This window comes from Streptomyces sp. SCSIO 30461 (assembly GCF_037023745.1).
In the GTDB taxonomy this organism is placed as follows: Bacteria; Actinomycetota; Actinomycetes; order Streptomycetales; family Streptomycetaceae; genus Streptomyces.
Genome location: NZ_CP146101.1, coordinates 5,908,388 through 5,932,545, shown reverse-complemented (window position 1 = coordinate 5,932,545; position 24,158 = coordinate 5,908,388). Strand labels below are relative to the sequence as shown.

Annotated in this window: 22 protein-coding genes; 15 read left to right on the top strand and 7 right to left on the bottom strand. The window is 70.3% G+C overall.

Annotated elements, in window-relative coordinates:
- Positions 1 to 20: 20 nt before the first annotated feature.
- Both V1460_RS26620 and V1460_RS26615 read right to left on the bottom strand, forming a co-directional pair.
- Complete coding sequence (locus tag V1460_RS26620; protein ID WP_338676147.1) at positions 21 to 704, bottom strand: hypothetical protein; 684 nt, start codon at positions 702 to 704, stop codon at positions 21 to 23.
- A 137-nt stretch (positions 705 to 841) separates the two neighbouring features.
- Positions 842 to 2,170 (bottom strand): DUF2252 domain-containing protein, encoded by a 1,329-nt coding sequence (locus tag V1460_RS26615; protein ID WP_338676146.1) that lies wholly within the window; start codon positions 2,168 to 2,170, stop codon positions 842 to 844.
- 212 nt (positions 2,171 to 2,382) lie between these two features.
- Here V1460_RS26615 and dnaE point away from each other — a divergent pair, with 212 nt between their 5' ends.
- A complete protein-coding gene (gene dnaE / locus V1460_RS26610) occupies positions 2,383 to 5,922 on the top strand; it encodes a DNA polymerase III subunit alpha (protein WP_338676145.1) in 3,540 nt (1,179 codons plus the stop codon).
- A 96-nt stretch (positions 5,923 to 6,018) separates the two neighbouring features.
- Here the strand turns inward: dnaE and V1460_RS26605 are convergent, their stop codons facing one another.
- Entirely contained in the window at positions 6,019 to 6,192 is a 174-nt protein-coding gene (locus tag V1460_RS26605; protein ID WP_338676144.1) for a hypothetical protein, read from the bottom strand.
- A gap of 225 nt (positions 6,193 to 6,417) precedes the next feature.
- On the opposite strand from V1460_RS26605, the gene V1460_RS26600 reads away from it, so the two are divergent.
- The 4 genes from V1460_RS26600 (at position 6,418) to V1460_RS26585 (ending at position 10,318) form a co-directional block, all read left to right on the top strand.
- Positions 6,418 to 7,707 (top strand): NYN domain-containing protein, encoded by a 1,290-nt coding sequence (locus V1460_RS26600; protein ID WP_338676143.1) that lies wholly within the window; start codon positions 6,418 to 6,420, stop codon positions 7,705 to 7,707.
- A 46-nt stretch (positions 7,708 to 7,753) separates the two neighbouring features.
- Entirely contained in the window at positions 7,754 to 8,719 is a 966-nt protein-coding gene (locus V1460_RS26595) for an ABC transporter ATP-binding protein (protein WP_338678213.1), read from the top strand.
- An 85-nt stretch (positions 8,720 to 8,804) separates the two neighbouring features.
- Positions 8,805 to 9,638, top strand: a complete 834-nt coding sequence (locus tag V1460_RS26590; RefSeq protein WP_407077531.1) for an ABC transporter permease — start codon at positions 8,805 to 8,807, stop codon at positions 9,636 to 9,638.
- 47 nt (positions 9,639 to 9,685) lie between these two features.
- The gene (locus V1460_RS26585; RefSeq protein ID WP_338676142.1) at positions 9,686 to 10,318 is read left to right on the top strand and encodes a hypothetical protein; all 633 of its coding nucleotides are present in this window, start codon (positions 9,686 to 9,688) and stop codon (positions 10,316 to 10,318) included.
- Positions 10,319 to 10,448: 130 nt separating this feature from the next.
- Here the strand turns inward: V1460_RS26585 and ybaK are convergent, their stop codons facing one another.
- The 4 genes from ybaK to V1460_RS26565 form a co-directional block, all read right to left on the bottom strand.
- Positions 10,449 to 10,946: a Cys-tRNA(Pro) deacylase gene (ybaK, locus tag V1460_RS26580; RefSeq protein WP_338676141.1), complete on the bottom strand. Its 498-nt coding sequence runs from the start codon at positions 10,944 to 10,946 to the stop codon at positions 10,449 to 10,451.
- A gap of 20 nt (positions 10,947 to 10,966) precedes the next feature.
- Complete coding sequence (locus V1460_RS26575; RefSeq protein WP_338676140.1) at positions 10,967 to 11,707, bottom strand: LON peptidase substrate-binding domain-containing protein; 741 nt, start codon at positions 11,705 to 11,707, stop codon at positions 10,967 to 10,969.
- Positions 11,708 to 11,712: 5 nt separating this feature from the next.
- Positions 11,713 to 12,777 carry a hypothetical protein gene (locus V1460_RS26570; RefSeq protein ID WP_338676139.1) on the bottom strand — a complete coding sequence of 355 codons (1,065 nt, stop codon included), beginning with the start codon at positions 12,775 to 12,777 and terminating at the stop codon, positions 11,713 to 11,715.
- Positions 12,778 to 13,127: 350 nt separating this feature from the next.
- Positions 13,128 to 14,768 (bottom strand): oxidoreductase, encoded by a 1,641-nt coding sequence (locus tag V1460_RS26565; protein ID WP_338676138.1) that lies wholly within the window; start codon positions 14,766 to 14,768, stop codon positions 13,128 to 13,130.
- Between the two features lie 359 nt (positions 14,769 to 15,127).
- Here V1460_RS26565 and hisD point away from each other — a divergent pair, with 359 nt between their 5' ends.
- From hisD to V1460_RS26515, 10 genes are all read left to right on the top strand, one after another.
- Positions 15,128 to 16,486 (top strand): histidinol dehydrogenase, encoded by a 1,359-nt coding sequence (hisD, locus tag V1460_RS26560; protein ID WP_338676137.1) that lies wholly within the window; start codon positions 15,128 to 15,130, stop codon positions 16,484 to 16,486.
- Between the two features lie 26 nt (positions 16,487 to 16,512).
- Entirely contained in the window at positions 16,513 to 17,640 is a 1,128-nt protein-coding gene (locus tag V1460_RS26555; protein WP_407077636.1) for a histidinol-phosphate transaminase, read from the top strand.
- Positions 17,637 to 18,230 carry an imidazoleglycerol-phosphate dehydratase HisB gene (hisB, locus tag V1460_RS26550; RefSeq protein WP_338676136.1) on the top strand — a complete coding sequence of 198 codons (594 nt, stop codon included), beginning with the start codon at positions 17,637 to 17,639 and terminating at the stop codon, positions 18,228 to 18,230. Before V1460_RS26555 ends, hisB begins: the two co-directional genes overlap by 4 nt.
- Before the next feature lie 2 nt (positions 18,231 to 18,232).
- Positions 18,233 to 18,397, top strand: coding sequence for a hypothetical protein (locus V1460_RS26545; RefSeq protein ID WP_338676135.1), 165 nt, complete (start codon positions 18,233 to 18,235; stop codon positions 18,395 to 18,397).
- A complete protein-coding gene (gene hisH / locus V1460_RS26540) occupies positions 18,394 to 19,044 on the top strand; it encodes an imidazole glycerol phosphate synthase subunit HisH (protein ID WP_338676134.1) in 651 nt (216 codons plus the stop codon). Before V1460_RS26545 ends, hisH begins: the two co-directional genes overlap by 4 nt.
- 8 nt (positions 19,045 to 19,052) lie before the next feature.
- Positions 19,053 to 19,781: a bifunctional 1-(5-phosphoribosyl)-5-((5-phosphoribosylamino)methylideneamino)imidazole-4-carboxamide isomerase/phosphoribosylanthranilate isomerase PriA gene (gene priA / locus V1460_RS26535; protein WP_338678210.1), complete on the top strand. Its 729-nt coding sequence runs from the start codon at positions 19,053 to 19,055 to the stop codon at positions 19,779 to 19,781.
- A gap of 14 nt (positions 19,782 to 19,795) precedes the next feature.
- Entirely contained in the window at positions 19,796 to 20,218 is a 423-nt protein-coding gene (locus V1460_RS26530; RefSeq protein WP_407077635.1) for a Rid family hydrolase, read from the top strand.
- The gene (gene hisF / locus V1460_RS26525) at positions 20,215 to 20,970 is read left to right on the top strand and encodes an imidazole glycerol phosphate synthase subunit HisF (protein WP_338676132.1); all 756 of its coding nucleotides are present in this window, start codon (positions 20,215 to 20,217) and stop codon (positions 20,968 to 20,970) included. Before V1460_RS26530 ends, hisF begins: the two co-directional genes overlap by 4 nt.
- Before the next feature lie 242 nt (positions 20,971 to 21,212).
- The gene (locus V1460_RS26520) at positions 21,213 to 21,740 is read left to right on the top strand and encodes a SigE family RNA polymerase sigma factor (protein ID WP_338676131.1); all 528 of its coding nucleotides are present in this window, start codon (positions 21,213 to 21,215) and stop codon (positions 21,738 to 21,740) included.
- A gap of 51 nt (positions 21,741 to 21,791) precedes the next feature.
- The gene (locus V1460_RS26515) at positions 21,792 to 23,507 is read left to right on the top strand and encodes a hypothetical protein (protein WP_338676130.1); all 1,716 of its coding nucleotides are present in this window, start codon (positions 21,792 to 21,794) and stop codon (positions 23,505 to 23,507) included.
- Positions 23,508 to 24,158 lie beyond the last annotated feature (651 nt).

Sequence of the window (24,158 nt, the reverse complement as noted above, 5' to 3'; positions counted from 1 at the left end):
GCGTGCTGGGAGGTGCCGCTTCAGACGAGGGCGGGAGCCCGGAGCGGCGGTCCTCTCCGTCCCACGGAGTGAACGAGCAGCAGGGCCATTCCGGAGCGTGGCCGACCGGAGGGCCGTACCGGACGTCCCGGACGGAGGGTGCCGTGCACGGCGGTGGCCACGGCGATCAGCAGCGGTCGGAACGCGAGGGCCGCGACCGCGCGCAGCAGTGCCGCGAGCGCCGCCTCGCCGTTCCGCAGCCAGGCGGCGGCGACCAGCCCCACGGCCGTGTGCGCCGCGAGCAGCAGCCACGGCGCGGCGGGGTCGGGCGTATCCACCAGCGCGGCCAGCCGTGCCTCGGACGACGCCACTCCCGGCAGCGGGGTACCGACCCCGCCGCCGCAGAGCACATCGACCCCGACCGCCCGGAGCGAACCGGCGACCGGGCCGCCCGCGGCGCCGTAACAGACGTGCTGCCCCGTGGTGAACAGGGTGTCGGCGGCCAGCTCCAGCGGGACCAGCGCCGCGGCGATCGGGCCGAACGCGCGCTCGCGTCCGGCCAGTGCGTAGGAGAGCGGGAACACCCCGGCGGCGACCGCGCTCACGGTGACCGGGGGGAGCGGTGCCCCGGAGAGCAGCACATGCGAGGCCACGGACAGCGTCACGACCACCGCCGTGAAGATCGCTGCCCGCAGCCCTCTGAGCCGGGTCCCTGATACGTCCATCGATCAGTGAGTGTGCCATGGTGCGCCGTAAACAGCCCTTAAGCCGTGTTTCAGGAGTTCCGGCCCGCCGCTTCCTCGGAGCACCGCCGGCCAGGCGCCCCGGGCCCGCCCACCCGCCGTGTGGTCAGGATCACCTGCTACCGAAGTCCCGGGATCCGCCCGTTGCGGAACAGGTCCACGAAGATCTGGTGGTCCGCCCTGGCCCGTGTGCCGTAACTGTGCGCGAAGTCCACCAGCAGCTCGGCGAAGCCGTCCTCGTCTGCGGCGATCGCGGCGTCGATGGCACGTTCCGTGGAGAACGGCACCAGCGAGTGGCCGCTCTCGTCGTCCGCGGCCGCGTGCATCGTGGCCGTGGCCCGGCCCAGGTCCGCGACGGTCTCCGAGATCTCCGCCGGATCGTCGATGTCCGACCAGTCGAGGTCCACCGCGTACGGCGAGACCTCCGCGACCAGCTGCCCCGCGCCGTCCAGCTCGGTCCAGCCCAGCCACGGGTCCGCGTGGTCCTGGAGCGCTCGCTGCGAGATCACCGTGCGGTGCCCCTCGTGCTGGAAGTAGCCGCGCACCCGCTCGTCCGCGATGTGCCGGGACACCTCAGGCAGCTGCGCCTGCTTCATGTAGATCACCACATCGTTCTCGAGGGCGTCGCTGTTGCCCTCCAGCAGGATGTTGTACGACGGCAGGCCGGCCGAGCCGATACCGATGCCGCGCCGCCCCACGACGTCCTTCACCCGGTAAGCGACGGGGCGCGCCAGGCTCGCCTCCGGCAGGGTCTCCAGATAGCCGTCGAATGCCGCGAGCACCTTGTAGCGGGTCGCCGCGTCCAGCTCGATCGCGCCGCCGCCGTCACTGAAGCGCCGCTCGTACTCGCGGATCTCGGTCATCGAGTCCAGCAGCCCGAACCGGGTCAGCGCGCGGGCGGTCCGCAGCGTGCCGAGCAGCGGTCCCTCCGCGGTGTCCAGCGTGAACGGCGGCACCTCGTCGTCCTTGGCGCCCGCGGCCAGCGCGCGGATGCGCTCGCGGTAGGCGGCCGCGTAGGTCCGCACCAGCTCGGAGATCTGCTCGTCGCTGAGCGCCTTGGTGTAGCCGATCAGGGCCAGCGAGGCGGAGAGCCGCTTGACGTCCCAGATGAACGGTCCGACATAGGCCTCGTCGAAGTCGTTGACGTTGAATACCAGCCGGCCGTTCGAGTTCAGGTACGTGCCGAAGTTCTCGGCGTGGAGGTCGCCGTGGATCCACACCCGGCTGGTGCGCTCGTCCAGGTAGGCGCCGCCGTGCTGCTCGCGCTCCAGGTCGGAGTAGAAGAGGCACGCCGTGCCCCGGTAGAAGGCGAAGGCCGAGCCGGCCATCTTGCGGAACTTCACCCGGAACGCGGCCGGGTCGGCGGTCAGGAGCTCGCCGAAGGCAGTGTCGAAGACGGCGAGGATCTGCTCGCCGCGCTCGCCGGCCGTGGGCTGGTGGACCGACATCGCTGGGTGCCTCCTGGTGCGGGGAGAGTGCTGAGAAACATAGCGAACTAGGGCTGGGGTGTCCGTCCCGCTCAACTCCCGACGGTAGTCCTGAGTGCCCCGCGGTTGTCAGTGCGGAGCCGTAGACTTCTTCGCTGTCCGCTCAGACAGGATCGGCGGGGCACGTACTGCCCGGCGGCCTGTCTCCTACCCTTCGCCGGAGGCCTTCCGCCGTGACCAAGCCGCCCTTCACGCACCTTCACGTCCACACCCAGTATTCCCTGCTGGACGGTGCGGCGCGGCTCAAGGACATGTTCAATGCCTGCAATGAGATGGGCATGACGCATATCGCCATGAGCGACCACGGCAATCTGCACGGGGCGTACGAGTTCTTTCACTCCGCGCAGAAGGCCGGGGTCACCCCGATCATCGGCATCGAGGCGTATGTGGCCCCCGAGTCCCGGCGGAACAAGCGGAAGATCCAGTGGGGTCAGCCGCACCAGAAGCGGGACGACGTCTCCGGTTCGGGTGGTTACACCCACAAGACGATCTGGGCGGCGGACGCGACCGGCCTGCACAACCTCTTCCGGCTGTCATCGGACGCGTACGCCGAGGGCTGGCTCCAGAAGTGGCCCCGGATGGACAAGGAGACCATCGCCCAGTGGTCCCAGGGCCTGATCGCCTCCACCGGCTGCCCGTCGGGCGAGCTCCAGACCCGGCTGCGCCTCGGCCAGTACGAGGAAGCCCGCAAGGCGGCCGGTGAGTACCAGGACATCTTCGGCAAGGAGCGGTACTTCCTGGAGCTGATGGACCACGGCATCGACATCGAGCGCCGGGTCCGCGACGATCTGCTGAAGATCGGCAAGGAACTGGGCATCCCCCCGCTGGTCACCAACGACTCGCACTACACCTACGCCCATGAGGCGGGCGCCCATGACGCGCTGCTGTGCATCCAGACCGGGAAGAACCTCTCCGACCCGGACCGCTTCAAGTTCGACGGCACCGGCTACTACCTGAAGTCGACCGACGAGATGTACGCCATCGACTCGTCGGACGCCTGGCAGGAGGGCTGCCGCAACACGCTGCTGGTCGCCGAGCAGGTCAGCACCGACGGGATGTTCCAGCAGCGGAACCTGATGCCCAAGTTCGACATCCCCGAGGGCTACACCGAGGTCTCCTGGTTCCGTGAGGAGACCATGCGCGGCATGGAGCGGCGCTTCCCGGGCGGTATCCCCGACGACCGCCTGAAGCAGGTCGAGTACGAGATGGACACCATCATCTCGATGGGCTTCCCCGGCTACTTCCTCGTGGTCGCCGACTTCATCATGTGGGCCAAGAACCAGGGCATCGCGGTCGGCCCCGGCCGTGGCTCGGCGGCCGGCTCGATCGTGGCCTACGCGCTCGGCATCACCGACCTCGACCCGATTCCCCACGGACTGATCTTCGAGCGCTTCCTGAACCCCGAGCGCATCTCGATGCCCGATGTCGACATCGACTTCGACGAGCGCAGGCGCGTCGAGGTGATCAGGTACGTGACGGAGAAGTACGGCGCCGACAAGGTCGCCATGATCGGCACCTACGGCACCATCAAGGCCAAGAACGCGATCAAGGACTCCGCCCGCGTCCTCGGCTATCCGTACGCCATGGGCGACCGGATCACCAAGGCCATGCCCGCCGACGTGCTCGGCAAGGGCATCCCGCTCTCCGGCATCACCGACTCCTCCCACCCCCGGTACTCGGAGGCGGGCGAGGTCCGCGGGATGTACGAGAACGAGCCGGATGTGAAGAAGGTGATCGACACCGCCCGCGGTGTGGAAGGCCTCGTCCGGCAGATGGGTGTGCACGCCGCGGGCGTGATCATGTCCAGCGAGACCATCACCGAGCACGTCCCCGTCTGGGTCAGGCACACCGACGGCGTCACCATCACCCAGTGGGACTATCCGAGTTGCGAGTCGCTCGGTCTGCTGAAGATGGACTTCCTCGGCCTGCGCAACCTCACGATCATGGACGACGCCGTCAAGATGGTGAAGGCCAACAAGGGGATCGACATCGATCTCCTGAGCCTTCCGCTCGACGACCCCAAGACCTTCGAGCTGCTCCAGCGCGGCGACACCCTCGGCGTGTTCCAGTTCGACGGCGGCCCCATGCGTTCACTGCTGCGGCTGATGAAGCCGGACAACTTCGAGGACATCTCCGCCGTGTCCGCCCTGTACCGGCCGGGCCCGATGGGCATGAACTCGCACACCAACTACGCCCTGCGCAAGAACGGCCAGCAGGAGATCACCCCGATCCACCCCGAGCTGGAGGAGCCGCTCAGGGAGGTCCTGGATGTCACCTACGGCCTGATCGTGTACCAGGAGCAGGTGCAGAAGGCCGCCCAGATCATCGCCGGGTACTCGCTCGGCGAGGCCGACATCCTCCGCCGCGTGATGGGCAAGAAGAAGCCGGAGGAGCTGGCGAAGAACTTCGTCCTCTTCCAGGAGGGCGCGCGGAAGAAGGACTACAGCGACCAGGCCATCCAGGCCCTGTGGGACGTGCTGGTCCCCTTCGCCGGCTACGCCTTCAACAAGGCCCACTCCGCCGCGTACGGGCTGGTCTCGTACTGGACCGCGTATCTCAAGGCCAACCACCCCGCGGAGTACATGGCGGGCCTGCTCACCTCGGTCAAGGACGACAAGGACAAGTCCGCGGTCTATCTGAACGAGTGCCGCCGCATGGGCATCAAGGTGCTGCCGCCCAATGTGAACGAGTCCGAGGCGAACTTCGCCGCCCAGGGCGACGACGTGATCCTCTTCGGCCTCACAGCGGTGCGCAACGTCGGGCAGAACGTGGTCGAGTCGATCATCAAGTGCCGCAAGGCCAAGGGGAAGTACAGCTCGTTCCCCGACTTCCTCGACAAGGTCGAGGCCGTCGTCTGCAACAAGCGGACCGTCGAGTCCCTGATCAAGGCCGGTGCCTTCGACGAGATGGGCCACACCCGCAAGGGGCTGGTGGCCCAGCATGAACCCATGATCGACAATGTGGTCGCCGTCAAGCGCAAGGAGGCCGAGGGCCAGTTCGACCTCTTCGGCGGCATGGGGGAGGAGGACAGCAGCGAGCCCGGCTTCGGCCTCGACGTCGAGTTCTCCGATGTCGAGTGGGAGAAGTCCTATCTGCTCGCCCAGGAGCGCGAGATGCTCGGACTGTATGTCTCCGACCATCCGCTCTTCGGTATCGAGCATGTGCTCAGCGACAAGGCGGACGCTGCGATCGCCCAGCTCACCGGAGGTGAGCACGGGGACGGCGCGGTCGTCACCATCGGCGGCATCATCTCGGGCCTCCAGCGCAAGATGACCAAGCAGGGCAACGCCTGGGCCATCGCCACCGTCGAGGACCTCGCCGGGTCCATCGAGTGCATGTTCTTCCCGGCCACCTACCAGTTGGTGTCCACCCAGCTGGTCGAGGACACGGTCGTCTTCGTGAAGGGTCGTCTCGACAAGCGCGAGGACGTGCCCCGGCTGGTCGCGATGGAGCTGATGGTCCCCGACCTGTCGAACGCGGGCACCAACGCGCCCGTGGTGATCACCATCCCCACGGTCAAGGTGACCCCGCCCATGATCAGTCGGCTCGGGGAGATCCTCGGCCACCACAAGGGCAACACCGAGGTGCGGATCAAGCTCCTGGGCGCCCGCAAGACCACGGTGCTCCGGCTCGACCGCCACCGGGTGCAGCCGGACCCGGCGCTCTTCGGCGACCTGAAGGTGCTGCTGGGGCCGTCCTGCCTGGCGGGCTGAGAGCCCCGAAAGCGTTCAGGGGTGCACCCGGTTCTCTCGGGTGCACCCCTCAGACCGTCGTCGGGCTCCTCAGCCACCGCCCGTCAGACGTGGACGTCAGTTGTGGCCGAAGCGCTTCTGGCGACCCTTGTGCGCCATTTCCGTGGGCGTGACCTGGGCCGCCCGCTGCTCGGCCTGAGCCTCCATCGAGGAGGAGCGGGCCTGTTGCGTGCTCCGCTCGGCGTTCGACGCGGCCGGCTGCTTGCGTTCTCGGTTCTTGTTCTTGGCCATGGTGTGCCTCCAATGGGGGATCCAGAAGCTGGGCCGCCCTCAGCCTCACACACCCGTTCATACGACGCATTTCGGAACGTCGCCCTCGGTAGTCGGCCCCGTTTCCAGGGGCCGATTCACCAATTCGCCACGCCGATGATCCAGTTCCGGACGTCAACACTCCGGCATTGGGGCAGACTCGAAGCACACCCGAGCACCTTCCGATCCCGAGGTTCCCGAAAGAGGGTGGAACACGTGGACCGCTGCGTCGTCCTGGTGGACGCCGGCTATCTGCTGGGCGCCGCCGCGAGCCTCCTCGCCGGAGAACCTGCCCGATCGCGCATCACCGTCGACCACGCCGCGCTCATCCACGGTCTGCGCGAGCGGGCCGAGGCCGACACGGAACGGCCGCTGTTGCGGATCTACTGGTTCGACGGAGCCCCCGACCGCGTCCCCCAACCGGAGCACAGGCGGCTGCGCGTGATGCCACGGGTGACCGTCCGCCTGGGCGCACTGACCCGGAGCGACGGCCGCTGGGCGCAGAAGGGCGTGGACGCCGCCATGCACGCCGAGCTCACCGAACTGGCCAGGAACCGCGCCTGCTCGGACATCGTGCTGGTCACCGGTGACGGCGATCTGCTGCCCGGGCTCATGTCCGCCAAGGAGCACGGAGTCGCCGTCCACCTCTGGGCAGTACAGGCAGCCGACGGCGACTACAACCAGTCCGAGGACCTTGTCGCCGAGGCCGACGAGCGCCGCGTGCTCGACCGGACCTGGATCACGCAGGCCGTGCGGGCCAAGGACCTCGGCGGGGTGTGCGCCCCACCGCCGGCGCCCCGTCCCGAGATCGCCGCGATCCTCTCCGCGCCGCTGCCCGAGGCGGCGCTGGCCGCCGCGGGCGGTGCGGTGGACGATGGCCGTGCGCAGGTCGCGGAGGTGGTACGGAACGGCGCGGCCGCCGCCGCGGCGGACACGGTCACCCCGAACGGTGCCACCATGGAAACCGCCACCGGGGCCAAGGGCGTACCGACTCCCAAGGACCTCGCCGGCCTGCGTGGCCCGGTGGCCGCCGGCCCCGCGGCGCCGGCGGATCGGACCACCCAGGCCGGCGCCACCCTGCGCTGGTCCTCCGACAAGGGGTGGATCGAGCGCCCCGGCGGCAGCACGCTCGGCGAGCCCCCGGAGACCGCCTCCCTGCCCACCCTCGCCCAGCTCACCAGCGCCGAGCAGCGCTGGGCGGACCGCGAGGAGGACATCACCACGGTCGGCGGCGATCCCTATGAGGTCGGGCAGGTGTTCGCGCGCCGCTGGATGGAGCGGCTCCCCGATCCGGCCCATGTGCAGAAGCTGTCCAGCATGTACCCCCGTATCCCGCACCGCATCGACGGCGAACTGCTCCGCTACGCCGCACGCTTCGGTCTGCTCGCACACAAGGACGACCAGATCGACGAGCACGATCGCTATGCGATCCGGGCGGGATTCTGGCGCGAGATCGACGTCCGGGCGGCGGCGGAAGGCGCCCCGGCGCGGGAATAGTCCCCGTGACCCCTTAGGCTCGTCCTTCGTGAGTACGGTGTGTGTGGTGCGGGACCTGGTCAAGACGTACCCGGCCGCGCGCGCCCGGCGCGGGACCCCGGCGACTCCCGAGGTGCGCGCCAACGACGGAATCTCGCTGACGGTGCGGGCCGGGGAGATCTTCGGGCTGCTCGGACCCAACGGCGCGGGCAAGTCGACACTGGTGCGCCAGCTCACCGGACTGATGCGCCCCGACTCCGGCGCGGTGGAGGTGCTGGGCCACGATCTGGTGCGCCACCCCGAGCGGGCGGCCCGGCTCATCGGATATCTCGGCCAGGAGTCCACCGCTCTGGACGAACTGACCGTGGCGCTCGCCGCCGAGACCACCGGGCGGCTGCGCGGACTCGGTGCCCGCCAGGCGAGGGCCGAGCGCGACGCCGTGCTCGGCGAACTGGGACTGGCCCCGCTGGCCGGACGCCCCCTGAAGAAGCTGTCCGGCGGCCAGCGCCGGCTGGCTTGCTTCGCGGCGGCGCTTGTGGGGGAGCGGCCGGTGCTGGTGCTGGACGAGCCCACCACCGGAATGGACCCCGTCGCCCGGCGCGCGGTCTGGGCCGCGGTCGACCGGCGCCGGGCCGAGCACGGTACGACGGTCCTCCTGGTGACCCACAATGTCATCGAGGCCGAGACCGTGCTCGACCGCGTCGCCGTGCTCGACCGCGGCAGGGTCATCGCCTGCGACACCCCGTCCGGGCTCAAGGAGCGCGTGGCGGGTGAGGTGCGGCTTGAGCTCGTGTGGCGTGAGCGGCCGCCCCTGGAGGTGCCTGAGGTCGCCGCACTGCGGGTCTCCGCCCAGGAGTCGGGCCGCCGCTGGGTGCTGCGCCTCGCCCCCGAGGAGGCTCGGGCCGCCGTGGCCGCGGTGACCGGAGGCCAGGCGTTCGCCGCCCTCGACGACTTCACGCTGACCACGCCCAGCCTGGAGGACGTGTATCTGGCACTCGGCGGCCATACGGCGAAGGGCCTGGTGAAGGCATGACCCGGGCACACCGCTTCCTCCGTGGCAGAGTAGGCCGAGCACCAGACCCGTACGGCCCGTACGTATCGAACAGGAGCAGCGCCAGGTGAGCATCGTGCCCGCGGAGGCCGTTTCCGCGAACGTGCGGAGCGGCGCGCAGACCGCGACCCGCACCGTCCCCGCCGCCGCACCGCTCGCGCCGCGAGCCCGACTGCTGCCGGCACTGGCGGCCGTGTACCGGGCCCAGCTCTCCCGTGCCAGGGTCGCGCGGATCCCGCTGTTGTTCGTGGCCACCTTCCAGTCCGTCGGGATCATGGTCCTGATGCGGGGCGTCGTCGACGGCGGGGACGAGGCACGTGCCGTGGTCGCCGGATCATCCGTGCTGGTGGTCGCCTTTGTCGCGCTCAACCTGCTCGCCCAGTACTTCGGTCAGCTCAGGGCCGGCGGAGGCCTCGACCACTACGCCACCCTGCCCGTGCCGCCCGCCGCGGTCGTGCTGGGCGCGGCGGGAGCGTACGCCTCGTTCACGGTGCCCGGCACGATCGTGACCGCTGTCATCGGCTCGGTGCTGTTCGGACTGCCGCTCACCCATCTGTGGGTGCTGGCCGCTGTGATCCCGCTCGCGGGTGCCGCCCTCGCCGGCCTGGGCGCGGCCCTCGGGCTGCTCGCGCCCCGCCAGGAGCTCGCCACCCTGCTGGGGCAGCTCGGTATGTCCGCCGCGCTCCTGCTGGGAGTGCTCCCGGCAGGGCGGCTGCCAGGGCCGATCGCGTACGCCCGCGACCTGCTGCCGTCGACCTACGGGGTCGAGGCGCTGGCTCGTACCTTCGACGCCCATCCGCACTGGCCCACGGTGGCCCTGGACCTCGCCGTCTGCGCGGCGGTCGGCATGGTTTCGCTGGGCGTGGCGACCTGGGCGTACCGCAGGGCCGCCGTCCGCTGACGACGGCCGGTGAGGCGCGGCTCGGGGACGTTTGGCACGATGTCCTGGTGACCGCACCTCTGACTCCGCCGCATCAGCCCCCGACCTCGCAGGACACGACCTGGTACGCCCGGCCCGTCTCGTTCGGGTACGGAGAGGGGCAGGGTATGCGGAGCGAACTGCGAGCAGCCTTGATCATCCTGCCGGCCGTGATGCTGTCCGGAATCGGCCTCGGCCTGCTGTGGCTCTGGCTGGCCCCCCGCGTCGGCCTGGTGGCCACGGACAACGCGGTGTTCGTCGCCGACACCGAGGGCGAGCAGGCAGCGGGTGCCGACGCCACCTTCACCCTGCTGGCCCTCGGCTTCGGTGCGCTCAGCGCCGCGCTGGTCTTCTGGCTCCACCGCCGCGGTGGAGTCGCGATCGTCCTCTCTCTCGCACTGGGCGGACTGCTCGGCTCGGGCCTCGCCTGGTTCCTCGGCTACTGGTTCGGCCCGGAACACGACATCGCCGCCCACGCCCGTGCGGTCGGCGAGGGCGTCACCTTCGACGCGCCCTTGGAACTGCACGCTCCCGCGGCCCTGCTGGCCTGGCCCTTCGCCGCCATGCTGGTCCACCTCGGGCTGACCTCGCTGTTCGGCCCCCGCGACCCGGAGCCCGATACGCAGTGGCCGCCGCTGCCCCAGGGCGGCGGCGGGAACTGAGGCCGGGTACGCGACTCTCCTGAGCGCCTGCCGTCATTCGAGGTCGTCGCGGGCCCCTGACGCCACTACGGGCACCGGGTGGTCCCGGCGCGCGGAGCCGTGGCACGCCACCTGGTGCCGTGACCGGACATCACCCGCGCCCGATGGGCGCGAGCACCGCACCCGTCAGGGACGCCAGGTCGGCCGGAGCGAGCTCGACCTCCAGACCGCGGCGGCCGGCCGAGACGCAGATGGTGGGGTGCCCGGACGCCGAGGCGTCGAGGACGGTACGCAGCCGCCTGCGCTGGCCGAGCGGGGAGATACCGCCCCTGACATAGCCCGTGGTGCGTTCCGCCGCCGCCGGGTCGGCCATCGTGGCACGCTTGCCGCCGACAGCCGTTGCCAGGGCCTTCAGGTCGAGCTGGCCCGCGACCGGGACCACCGCGACCGTCAGTTCGCCGTCCACGTCGGCGACGAGGGTCTTGAAGACGCGGTCGGGGGAGACACCGAGTGCCTGCGCGGCCTCGTCCCCGTACGACGGCGAGGCAGGGTCGTGCTCGTACGCGTGCACGGTGAAGGGCGTACCCGCGGCCGTCAGGGCCACTGTGGCGGGGGTTCCGCCCTGCTGCTTCTTGGGCTTCTTGGGCATGGTCCTCGTCCTTCGCGGCGTCAGTTGGGGCAGGTCGGCACGCGCGTCAGATCGACCGCCGGGACCGAGGGCAGATGGCGGATCACCGCGGTCTCCGAGCGCAGCAGCTCCAACTCCTCGCGCAGCCGGGTCGCCGTGTCCCGGGCCTGGAGCAGCCGCTGCTTCGCCGGGGTGTCGAGCACGGCCGCAGCGGCGACCAGATACGAGACCACCGACGGCTCGTCCGGCAGCTCGGCCGCCGTGGACAGCGAGCGTTCCCGGGCACCCGCCAGCCGCTTCTGGTAACTGCGGAACGCCCGCAGGACGCCCTCGGCGAGTGCACCCGCCCCGTCCCCCGGCTCCTCGGCGATCTCCTCCAGTTCGGCGGTCAGAAACGGTCCGTCGGCGCCCACGGACAGCAGCCTGAACCTGGTCGTGCCGGTGGCCAGCACCTCGAAGCCGCCGTCCGGGCGCTCCCGGATCGTCGCCGCGTCGGCGATACACCCCACCTCGTGGAAGGCCTGCAGCGGATCGGGGCCGAACCCCGCGGCCGGTCCCTTCTCGGGCAGCGCGGTCTGGTCCGGCATCCCGGGTGCGCTCGGTGCCACCTCGCGACCGTCGCGGATGGCGACCACGGCGAACCTGCGGGGCTCGGACTCATCGGTCTTCAGCAACTCGCGCATCATGGCGCGATAGCGCTCCTCGAAGACGTTCAACGGCAGCACGAGGCCCGGGAAGAGCACGGCGTTGAGCGGGAAGAGGGGCAGGCGAGCGGTGGTCACAGCGGTCAAGCGTAATGGCCACCGGACGGGCTCTGTCCTGGCCGTCTGCGGATCGGACGGTTCCGCTGCGCGGGCGGGGGCCGTAGCGGGATCGTGGAAGCGACCTCGATGCGCACGCCGTCGCGGGTTTCGAGGAACCGTCCCAGCGGATCGTCGGTCAGTCCCGACCAGGGGAACGAGGTCGCGTACGGGCCGATCAGCCGGAACTGCTCCAGCGCTTCGGCCCAGCGTCCCCGCGTGATCAGCACGTACGCCAGCAGGTTGCGGACCTCGGCCGGCCAGGGGTCGCCTGGCCCGTAGGTGGCGGAGAGCGCGATGGCCCGGTCCGCCGCGTGGTCGATCCGCTCCGCCTGGACGGAGTCGGCCAAGGCCCCGGTGCTGAGCAGGGTGAAGGCCGCCCGGGCCGGGAGAGCCTGGACCAGTGAGCCGGGCAGGGCGTCCTCCGCGGCGCGCTCGGCGAAGTCGAAGCACTCGCGATGCGAGCCGTACCAGACCGCGGACAGGTACTGGAGCGCCGCGACATGGCAGCCGTAGTGGTGTGAGGAGCGGCGCACCGCCTGTTCCCACAGCGCCTCGAACGCGGTGTGGGTGGCGTGGGTGCCCCGCGCGTGGTGGAGGGCGAGCCTCCAGGGCACCGGATCGCGGGGGGCCGCGTCCGCCGCCGCGCCGATCAGGGGGCCGATCTCGCGCAGCTGTTCGGCGCGGGCAGGCGACTCCCAGGCTCGGCGGACCGCGAGTTCGGCCTTCACCAGCAGGGCGTCCGGGTCGCGCGGGGCGGCGGCGAGCCACCGGACCAGCCAGTCGCCCCGGTTGTACGCGAAGGTGGCGAGTCGCATCACATAGCGGTCGCGGTTCTCCCACTCGGCCGCGTCGCGTGTGGCGGCGAGCAGCATGGCCGCCGGGCGGTGGTTGCCGAGCGCGGCGGCTACCAGCGCGGGCCCGAGCTGCCCATCGGGGGCGTCGAGCAGCACCGCCTCGTCCGGAGGCAGCCCGTCGCCGAGGCGTGGGGTGTGCCGGACCATGCGGGCGGTGCCGATCAGGGCGCGGAACAGAGACATGGTGCGGACCATTGAAAGACGCAGGTGAGAGGCGCGCCAGGGGGCATCTGTGAAGTTTTGGCGGAACTGGAAAGGTTGTCCTGGTGATGGTCAAGAGAGCGCAAAGGAGTGCGGTATTCCGGTGCCCGGTGCGGGGGTTGGGGAACCGCCCGCGCCCCGGATCCGCACTCCCGTCCGGGTGCGCACCGCCGTCGCCCCAGCCGGCGGGGGTCGGCCGCGTCACTCGTGACAGTCGGGTCACTCGAGCCGACCGGGTTGTGTCCGAGCCGACCGGGGTGTGCGGGGTGCGACGTGCAGACCGGGGTGTGCCGGGCGGTCGGGAAGGGGCCGGGTAGCCGGTAAGGGACCCGGGGAAGGCCGCCTCAGCTGCGCCGCAGCAGCCTGGTGGCGCCCGTCGCCACAGTCGTCGCGAGCACCCATCCGAGCAGGATGAGTGCCGCCGCGAGCCACTGCCAGCGGCCGTCGAGCCGCCAGTAGCCGTCCTGGCCCAGACTGATCACCGGAAGCAGCAGATCGAGGGCGTAGAGCGAGGGATTCCACTCGGGGTGCTCGTCCGGTTTGACGGGTGCCGGGTCGTGGTGCGAGAAGGCGAGGGCCCCCGCTGCCCACAGCACCGCCATCCACAGCGTCGCCCGCCCCGGGCGGTATCCGTATGCCACCGCCCAGTCCTGGATGTAGCCCCAGAGCTTGGCGGCCAGCGGGAGTGTCTCGCGCCGCCGCCGCTGCTTGGCGAGCAGCACCTCGCGCGCGTCGGCGTCCTCGCCGCTGTTGCGCAGCACCGTCGCCAGCCGCTCGTACGGCTCGGGCGCGTACTCCGGGGTGGCCGCGGCCACCCATTCGAGTCTTCGGGCGAGCGGGAAGCGGCTGTAGGGGACGAGGTTCTCGTAGACGAAGCCCCCCATCGCGAGCCCTCCGGGTCCCGGCCAGCTTGTCGACAAGTCGATCAGGGTGACGATCTTGGCCCCGTTCAGCACCACCCGCCCCTCCTCCGGGCGCTCTCCGGTGAAGCGCAGCTCCGGGGTGGTGATCCTGCGCAGGGAAAGTTCCTCGCGCCGTGCGTCCGACAGCACGAAGCGGGCTTTGTAGAGGTCGACGCCGTCACCGATCCGGCCGTCGTCGAGGCGCACTCCTCCATGGCACTCGAAGCGCTGCTCGCGCGAGCCGGGTGCCCGCCCGCCCGGTGCCGCGTTCGCGGGGTCCGCAGGGTTTGCGGAGTTCGTCTGCACGCCGAACGGGGGAGTGGCGCTCTGGTCGCCCGCCGTGGTCACCCAGGCTCTGGACATGTAGAGGGTGCGCTCCACCGTCAGCTGGGGCGCGTTCAGCGCCCTCCGCCCCTCGGCCCCGCGCAGTCGGCTGCCGCGCAGGCTCAGCGACACGCCGACCTTCGCGCCACGCAGGCTGACTTCGCCGTGGGTCTCCATCAGCTCGGCTTGCAGGTCCTGCCCCACCGAGAGCCCGTCTGCGGCGATCGCGCGGCCCCGTTGGTCCGGCCATGCCTGGATCTGGTTGATCAGCAGATCCGTGCCGATCTGCGCGTCGGTGAGCCGTATCCCGCGCGCCACTCGGCAGCGCGGCAGATGCAGGTCGCCGGCGGTGTGCAGCCGGGCGGCCTCAAGTCGGGGTATGGCGCAGCTCGCCAACCTGAGGGTGGTGAAGTGCGCCTCGGGAAACTCCAGTTCCTGCTCGAAACGGCAGCCGGTCAGCTCGACGTACGGGCCTATCGTCCCGCCCGCGAGCTTGAGCTTCCCGGTGATGAACGCCCCGCGCAGCTTGAGCGCGCAGACCCGGCCGGGCCGCGGCGGCGGTCCGCTGAGCAGCAGGCGGGCGATCACATCGGAACGCACCCGGCGCTCGGGTCCCCAGACCGGGCCCGAGAAAGGATCGTTCAGCAGGGGATTCGCGTCCCGCAGATCGCAGGTACCTCCGTCTTCGAACGAGGTCCACAGAGCCAGCTCGGCTCCGGTGAGATCGTCGGGCATGTTCATGCCCTGCGGCTCGGTCAAGGCCGCCCCCTCGCTTTCCCGGTTGCTCCCCGGTTTTCGTACAGCCGTTCTTCCCGCTGCGTAACGGACTGAACGCTAGTGGTCATGAACGACTGCTGTGACACGCGGTATGGCGAGAAGCGCTCGCTGCGGGCCGACACGCCGTCGGCGAGGGGTGGGCAGATTGGCGGGAAAATGTCTGGTCAGGTCACATCGGGTCGGGTCCGGCCGAGTGGCGCTGTTTCCGCGACAGTCCGCGCCGGTGACGGGGCCGACGGCGGGTGACGACGGCGGGATCCGAACCAAAGGCCCCGGTCCCGGCCGTCCCAGACAGTGATACGGGCGGCCGCCCCCCGGAGCGCGTCTGCGAGAATTGACCCGTGATCTCTCGAATCGATCTGCGTGGCGACGCTCTCCCCGAGGGCGCCGCTCTGCGCCAGCTGCTACCGCGTGCCGACTTCGACGTGGAGGCCGCCCTGGAAAAGGTGCGGCCCATCTGCGAGGACGTACATCATCGCGGTACCGCGGCGCTGATCGACTACGCGGAGCGGTTCGACGGAGTGCGGCTCGACCGGGTCCGGGTGCCCGCCGAGGCCCTCGCGCAGGCCCTTCAGCGGCTCGACCCCGAGGTCAGGGCGGCCCTGGAGGAGTCGATCCGGCGTGCCAGGATCGTCCACCGCGAGCAGCGCAGGACCGCGCACACCACCCAGGTGGTCCCGGGCGGCACGGTCACCGAGAAGTGGGTCCCGGTGGAGCGGGTCGGCCTGTACGCTCCCGGCGGCCGGTCTGTCTACCCGTCCTCCGTGATCATGAACGCCGTGCCCGCGCAGGAGGCCGGAGTCGAGTCCATCGCGCTCGCCTCGCCCCCGCAGAAGGAGTTCGGCGGACTGCCGCACCCGACGATCCTCGCCGCTTGCGCCCTGCTCGGCGTGGACGAGGTGTACGCGGCTGGCGGTGCCCAGGCCGTCGCGATGTTCGCGTACGGCACCGACGAGTGCGCGCCCGCGAACATGGTGACCGGCCCCGGCAACATCTGGGTCGCCGCCGCCAAGCGCTACTTCACCGGGCGGATCGGCATCGACACCGAGGCCGGACCCACCGAGATCGCGGTTCTCGCCGACGCCACCGCCGACCCGGTGCACGTCGCCGCCGACCTGATCAGCCAGGCCGAGCACGACCCGCTGGCCGCCGCCGTCCTGGTCACCGACTCGCCCGAGCTCGCGGAAGCGGTCGAACGCGAGCTGGAGCCGCAGATCGCCGCCACCAAGCACGTCGACGACCGGATCATCCCGGCGCTGTCCGGGAAGCAGTCGGCGATCGTCCTCGTGGACGGCATCGAAGAGGGTCTGCGGGTGGTCGACGCGTACGGCGCCGAGCACCTGGAGATCCAGACCTCCGACGCCGCGGCCGTGGCCGACCGGGTCCGCAACGCCGGTGCGATCTTCGTCGGACCCTGGGCTCCGGTCTCCCTCGGCGACTACTGCGCGGGATCCAACCACGTCCTGCCCACCGGCGGCTGCGCCTGCCACTCGTCCGGACTCTCCGTCCAGTCCTTCCTGCGCGGCATCCACATCGTGGACTACACGCGCGAGGCGCTGGCCGAGGTCACCGACCATGTGGTGACCCTGGCGGAGGCGGAGGACCTGCCCGCGCACGGTGCGGCGCTGAAGGCGAGGTTCGGTGGAGGTACCCCCGGGCGCGAAGCGCGGTGGGGGAGGAAGGTATCCCCGGGCAAGTGAGCACCGAGCAAGTGAGCACCGAGCAAGTGAGCACGACCGACACCGGCACGATCGGCATCGACGACCTCCCGATCAGGGACGAACTGCGCGGCAAGTCCCCCTACGGCGCGCCCCAACTCGACGTCCCCGTGCAGCTGAACACCAACGAGAACCCCTACCCGCTGCCCGAACCGCTGGTCGAGCGGATCGCCGAACGCGTACGGGAAGCGGCCCGCGGCCTCAACCGCTATCCCGACCGGGACGCCGTCGAGCTGCGCACCGAACTGGCGAGGTACCTCACCCGTACCGGGAAGCACCCGGTCGCCCCGGAGAACATCTGGGCGGCCAACGGCTCCAACGAGGTCATCCAGCAGCTGCTCCAGACCTTCGGCGGCCCGGGTCGTACCGCCATCGGCTTCGAGCCCTCGTACTCGATGCACGGACTGATCGCCCGCGGTACCGGCACCGGCTGGATCTCCGGGCCCCGTGACGACGACTTCACCATCGGCAGGGACGCCGCCGCGCGAGCCATCGCCGAGAACCGGCCGGACGTCGTCTTCATCACCTCACCCAACAACCCGACCGGTACGGCCGTCGACGCGGACACGGTCCTCGCGCTCTACGAGGCCGCCCAGCGGGCCAAACCGTCCCTGGTGGTCGTGGACGAGGCGTACGTCGAATTCAGCCACCGCCCCTCACTGCTGCCGCTGATCGACGGCAGGCCGAATCTGGTCGTCTCGCGCACCATGTCCAAGGCGTTCGGAGCGGCCGGTCTGCGGCTCGGCTATCTCGCTGCGCACCGCGCGGTGGTCGACGCGGTCCAGCTGGTGCGGCTGCCGTACCACCTCTCCGCCGTCACCCAGGCCACCGCGCTGGCGGCCCTGGAACACACCGATACGCTGCTCAAGTACGTGGAGCAGCTCAAGGGCGAACGGGACCGGCTGGTCGCCGAATTGCGTGCGACCGGCTACGAGGTGACCGCGTCCGACGCCAACTTCGTCCAGTTCGGCCGCTTCGAGGACTCCCACACGGCGTGGCAGCGGATCCTCGACCGGGGCGTCCTGGTCCGGGACAACGGTGTGCCGGGCTGGCTGCGGGTCACCGCGGGCACCCCTGAAGAGAACGACGCGTTCCTCGACGCGGTCCGTGAGTTGAAGAAGGAGCAGAGCGCATGAGCCGCGTAGGGCGCGTGGAGCGCACCACCAAGGAGACGTCGGTCCTCGTCGAGATCAATCTCGACGGCACCGGACAGGTCGATGTGTCGACCGGGGTCGGCTTCTACGACCACATGCTCGACCAGCTCGGGCGGCACGGTCTGTTCGATCTCACTGTGAAGACCGACGGCGACCTGCACATCGACTCGCACCACACCATCGAGGACACCGCACTCGCCCTCGGTGCGGCCTTCAAGCAGGCGCTCGGCGACAAGGTCGGCATCTACCGCTTCGGCAACTGCACGGTGCCGCTGGACGAGTCACTCGCCCAGGTCACCGTGGACCTCTCCGGCCGCCCTTACCTCGTGCACACCGAGCCGGAGAACATGGCCCCCATGATCGGGGCGTACGACACGACGATGACGCGGCACATACTGGAGTCGTTCGTCGCCCAGGCGCAGATCGCCCTGCACGTGCACGTGCCGTACGGCCGCAACGCCCACCACATCGTGGAGTGCCAGTTCAAAGCCCTGGCCAGGGCGCTTCGCTATGCGTCGGAGCGCGACCCGCGCGCCGCCGGAATCCTGCCTTCCACGAAGGGCGCGCTGTAACCGTGAACGGACTGTCCACCCTGCTGATCGTCGTCGGGCTCTTCCTGGTCGGCGGGATCATCTCGTTCGCCAAGCAGCAGATGCCCAAGGGCCTCATCGTGCTGCTGTCCATAGGAGCCGGGTTGTGCCTGGTGGCGGGCGTCCTGCGTCTGGACGTGTGGTCATGAGCGGAGCCGACGGGCGCAAGAAGGTCGTGGTCTTCGACTACGGCTTCGGCAACGTCCGCTCCGCCGAGCGCGCGTTGGCCCGGGTCGGCGCCGACGTCGAGATCACCCGCGATTTCGACAGGGCGATGAACGCCGACGGACTGCTCGTGCCCGGCGTCGGCGCCTTCGCCGCCTGTATGAAGGGGCTCCAGCAGGCCCGGGGCCACTGGATCATCGATCGCAGGCTGTCCGGCGGCCGACCCGTGATGGGCATCTGCGTCGGCATGCAGATCCTGTTCGAGCGCGGGATCGAGCACGGTGTGGAGACCGAGGGCCTGGACGAGTGGCCCGGGGTCGTGGCCCCGCTCAAGGCACCCGTCGTCCCCCACATGGGCTGGAACACCGTCAAGGCGCCCGAGGGCAGCGAGCTGTTCGCCGGGCTCGACACCGACGCCCGCTTCTACTTCGTGCACTCCTACGCCGTGCACGAGTGGAGCCTGGAGATCACCAACCCGGCCATCCGCGCCCCCAAGGTCACCTGGGCCGCACACGGAGAGCCCTTCGTTGCGGCCGTCGAGAACGGCGCGTTGTGGGCCACTCAGTTCCACCCCGAGAAGTCCGGCGACGCCGGTGCCCAGCTGCTCACCAACTGGATCGAGACCCTCTGATCATGGCCATGGCCCAGAAGCTTGAACTCCTCCCGGCCGTCGATGTCCGCGACGGCCAGGCCGTTCGCCTCGTCCACGGCGAGTCCGGTACGGAGACGTCCTACGGCTCCCCGCTGGAGGCCGCGCTCACCTGGCAGAGGGCGGGCGCCGAGTGGCTGCATCTGGTCGACCTGGACGCGGCCTTCGGCACCGGCGACAACCGCGAGCTGATCGGCGAGGTCGCCGGGGCGATGGACCTCAAGGTGGAGCTGTCCGGCGGTATCCGCGACGATGCCACACTGGCCGCCGCGCTCGCCACCGGCTGTACCCGGGTCAACCTCGGCACCGCCGCGCTGGAGACCCCCGAGTGGGTCGCCAAGGTCATCGCGGAGTACGGCGACCGGATCGCGGTCGGCCTCGACGTACGCGGCACCACCCTGCGCGGCCGGGGCTGGACCCGCGACGGCGGTGATCTGTACGAGACCCTGGCCCGCCTGGACGCCGAGGGCTGCGCGCGTTACGTCGTCACCGACATCGCCAAGGACGGCACGCTCCAGGGCCCCAACCTGGAACTGCTGCGCGATGTCTGCGCCGCCACCGACAGGCCCGTCGTCGCGTCGGGCGGGGTCTCGTCGCTTGACGACCTGAGGGCGCTCGCCGGTCTCGTCCCGCTCGGCGTGGAGGGCGCGATCGTGGGCAAGGCGCTCTACGCCGAGGCGTTCACTCTCGAAGAGGCGCTCGCGGCGGTGTCGCGATGAGCGATTCCGAACCGATGAGTGGCTCCGTACGCCGGATCGGGGGGAGCGCCCCCTGGGAGCAGGCGTTCGGCTCCTCCCGCGCCGTCGAACTGCCGAACGGGCTGGTCCTGGTGTCCGGCTGCACCTCGATGGTGGACGGCGCCGTCGTGGACGGCGGCCCGTACGACCAGGCGATGACGTCCTTCGACGTCGCCCTCGGCGCACTCGAGGAGCTCGGCCTCGGCGCCGGGGACGTGGTGCGCACCCGGATGTACATCACCCACGCCCGGGACGTCGAAGAGGTGGGCCGCGCCCACAAGGCGCTGTTCGGCGAGGCCCGCCCGGCCACGTCGATGATCATCGTCTCCGGTTTCGTGGACCCCCGGCTGGTCGTGGAGGTCGAGGTCGAGGCGTTCCGGGGAGCGGCAGCCGGGGAAGCGGGAGGAGCGGCGTCATGACACTGGCGATACGGGTCATCCCCTGCCTGGACGTGGACAACGGCCGGGTGGTCAAGGGCGTCAACTTCCAGAACCTCCGGGACGCGGGCGATCCGGTCGAGATGGCCAAGCTGTACGACGCCGAAGGCGCCGACGAGCTGACCTTCCTGGACATCACGGCATCGTCGGGCGACCGCGAGACCACCTATGACGTGGTGCGCCGCACCGCCGAGCAGGTGTTCATTCCGCTCACGGTGGGTGGCGGCGTCCGTTCGGCCGACGACGTGGACAAACTGCTGCGGGCGGGCGCCGACAAGGTCGGCGTCAACACGGCGGCCATCACCCGCCCCGATCTGATCCGCGAGATCGCCGAGCGCTTCGGCCGCCAGGTGCTCGTGCTGTCCGTGGACGCCCGCCGCACCCCCACGGGCTCGTTCGAGGTCACCACCCACGGCGGTCGCCGCGGCACCGGCATCGACGCCGTCGAGTGGGCCCACCGGGCCGCTGAGCTGGGCGCGGGCGAGATCCTGCTCAACTCGATGGACGCCGACGGCACCAAGGACGGCTACGACACCGAGATGATCGCCGCCGTACGCGAGCATGTCACCGTCCCGGTCATCGCATCGGGCGGCGCGGGCCGGCTGGCCGACTTCCCCCCGGCCATCGACGCGGGCGCGGACGCGGTACTGGCGGCGTCGGTCTTCCACTTCGGAGACCTGCGGATCGGCCAGGTCAAGGACACCCTGCGGGAGGCGGGCCACCCGGTCCGCTGAACGCCTTCCCCGCGCTTTCCCTGTACCACCCCTCCGGGCAGGCCCGTCCGGAGGGGTGGACGTATGTGCGCGCCGCGCTCGCATGGCGCCGCGGTGCCGTCCGGAACTCGGCATCGCCGAGGCGAAGGCGGCCGACCGTGTCGCCGACGCGCCGGCCCTGTCGCGGCGATTCCCCCTGAAACATTTCCGCCGTCCCATCGCGTCAGGGGGATGTAGGCCGATGGAGAGGACACGGGGTGGGGATGAGAAGGGCCCGGACGTGGGCATGGACGGAGGAGTTCAAGGAGTTCGCCTCTGGGAGCTCAGGCCACCTGTACCGTTCGGCCTGCCTGCTCACCAGCGGTGACACCCACTCCGCCGAGGACCTGGTGCAGGAGACGCTCGGCCGAATGTACGGGATGTGGGGCCGGATCTCCCGTATCGACAATCCCGCGGGATACGCGCACACCGTCCTCGTCCGTACGTTCCTCAGCCAGCAGCGACGGCGATCAGCGGGTGAACGCCCGCTGGGAGAGCTGCCGGACACGCCTGAGCGGCACTGCGAGGTGGACGTCGCGGCACTGCGGGTCACTCTCCTCCAGGCGCTCGGCGAGCTGGCGCCCAAGGACCGGGCTGTGGTGGTGCTGCGGTACTGGGAGGACCGCAGCATCGAGGAGACCGCGGAGGCCATGGGCGCCAGTCCGGCCGCTGTGCGCACTCGATCGACGCGCGCCCTCACGAAACTCCGTGCCCTGCTGGGAGCGAGCCTCCCCGAGTTCGCGGCGCTCTGACCGACCGACGGGGACATCCCCACTGCGACTTTTCTGGAACTGGTGATTTCCATGTCCTTCGAGGACGAACTCGGTGAGGCACTGCGTCGTACGGGCAATGCCTTCGAGGGTGACCCGCAGGCGATGCTGACGGCGAGCCTGGCGCGTGGCCGCCGGATCGTGCGCCGAAGGCGCGCGTTCGCGGTCACGGCGAGCGTGCTGGCCTTCGGCCTGCTGGGAACCGGCGCCTATGCCGGGGGACTGCTCGGCCGCGAGGTGGACAGCGTCGGCGTCGCGGACGCCGACCGCGAGGTGGACAGCGGGCGGATCTTCGAGATCTGGCGGAAGCTCGTCCCCGAAGGGACGTTCAGCCGGCGGCGGACCCTGCCGAGGGAGCCGGGGGAGTTCTCGCATGTCTCCTTCGTGTACGACGACGGGAAAGGCGCCGGCCTGGTGGACTTCCGGATGGGCGTCGCCGACCCCCGTCACCCCGAGGTGTGCCCGCCCGTCTCGAAGAAGTGCAACTCCCACGCTCTGCCGGACGGCGGCAGGGATCTGTCCGTCGAGAGCCACGAGGCTCCCTACACCACCCTCGACACCAAGTCCGTCCGCAGACAGGTCATCACGAAGGAGGGCTTCTTCGTCGAGATCACGGTGTGGAACACCCCAGACTCCGCTTCGCGCTCCGGCACCCGCAAGGTCCCGGTGCTCATGTGGGAGCTGTACCGGCTGCCGAACGCCAACGAGTGGCGCAAGGAGTTGCGGGAATTCTCCCGCCCCGACCCGCTGGAGGGTGAGCCCCCGCTCGATCCGGGCTTCGTCGCCCCCACCGGGAAGATCTCCGGTGCCGATCTGGCCGACACGCTCAAGTCGTTGCTTCCGCAGGGCACGTACGGAGCGGAGAAGAGCAGGGGCACCGCGGACCACCGCGGCCCGGCGGCCTCCCTGGTGTACGACGACGGCAGGGGGAAAGCCGGTGTCTCCGCCGAGCTCTACCGTGTCGATCCGAACGGTTACTCGACGCGGCAGTTCACCAGTTGCCGACGGGTCGCCAACTGCACCCTGACCACACTCGCGGACCGTTCGAAGGTGCGCGTCGTACGGACGGAATACGGAAAGACCGGCGGATACCGCAAGTTCTGGAAGGCCACCTACCTCTCCCCCGAGGGGAACATGGTCGAGATCAGCGAGTCGAACACGTCGGTGTCCAGCCCGGTCGTGGCACCCGGGGACCAACTTCCGGCCAGGTCCAGGGAGCTGCCGCCGCTCACCGTCGAGCAGCTCGGGGCCGTGGTGTCGAACGCGAAGTGGCGGGCCGCTCTTGACGAACTGCCGAAGGCTCCGGACGAACTGACCGGTGGACCCACCCGTCCATGGGGCAGCTTCTACCGCTTCCACCGCGAGTCGGCACACGGACCGTCGTCCGATCCAGGCGCTGAGACCTGCGGTACGACCTGCACGTCACGGTTGGTTCTCAACGAGGACGGACTGGGCGCCGGCTCTGTCCAGGTCACGATGGACAGGTCGAAGACCAACAAGAGCGCGGACGTGCTGCTCGACGTCCGTCAGGAGAACGTGGAAGGCGGCGGCGAGGGAGTCATCCGCTGGGTCGTGACCGGCAGTCTGCCCGGAGGACCTGAGGTGACGCTCACCGCCTACAACGCGCCCTCTCCGGAGGAGGACGCGACCCGCCGTACCCCGCCGCTCAACCTGCCGACTCTCAAGTCCATCGTCCTCGACCCCAACTGGAACAACCCGAGGCTGCGCGGCTCCAGTCCGCCGAGCTGACGGTCTCCCCCCATCCCCTCTTCGGCGAGGGTCCGTGAATCCGAGGGAACCTCCCGGGCGGCCCATGTTGTCGAGTGGGGGACGGGGTCTTCGCAGGAGCCGCGACTCGGGGGAGTGCGCATGGGGACAGCGTTCGGCGCGGAGTACGGAGTTCGCGATCCTGCGTGGTGCGCGGGTCGGCCTTCGGCGGCCACACCGTCCGCAGTGGCGCGTTGTGTCCCGCGGTCGCAGCACTGGGCCGCTCTCGAAAGGGTCGGTCCCACCGGGAGCGGTCCGCGCCCCGGGACTCGCCCCAGGGGTACTCCGTCCCCTGACGCCGCGCCGGACCGGCAGGCGTCGCCCCGGGTGTCCGCCGGAACCTGCGAACAGATGCGCGGGTTCGCGGCCGAACGCGGTAGGCCGGGGCCCGGTCGACCGTGCGCTCGGCCGATGGCCTCGAACTCCGCGTAGACCAAGGAAACACATGAATTCCACGACTCTTCCACGGAGCAGGGGCCTCGTGCTTTCACATCGGGCCCCGCACGTGAATCTCGCCCGTCTGGTCAAGTGGTGCCGCGATCGGATCGCGCCCCTTTCCAGTCCGCCGGTGGCAGAGGATTCGGCCCTGCTCCGCCGGTACTGCGAGAACTGCGGCCGGATGCGGTATGTCGA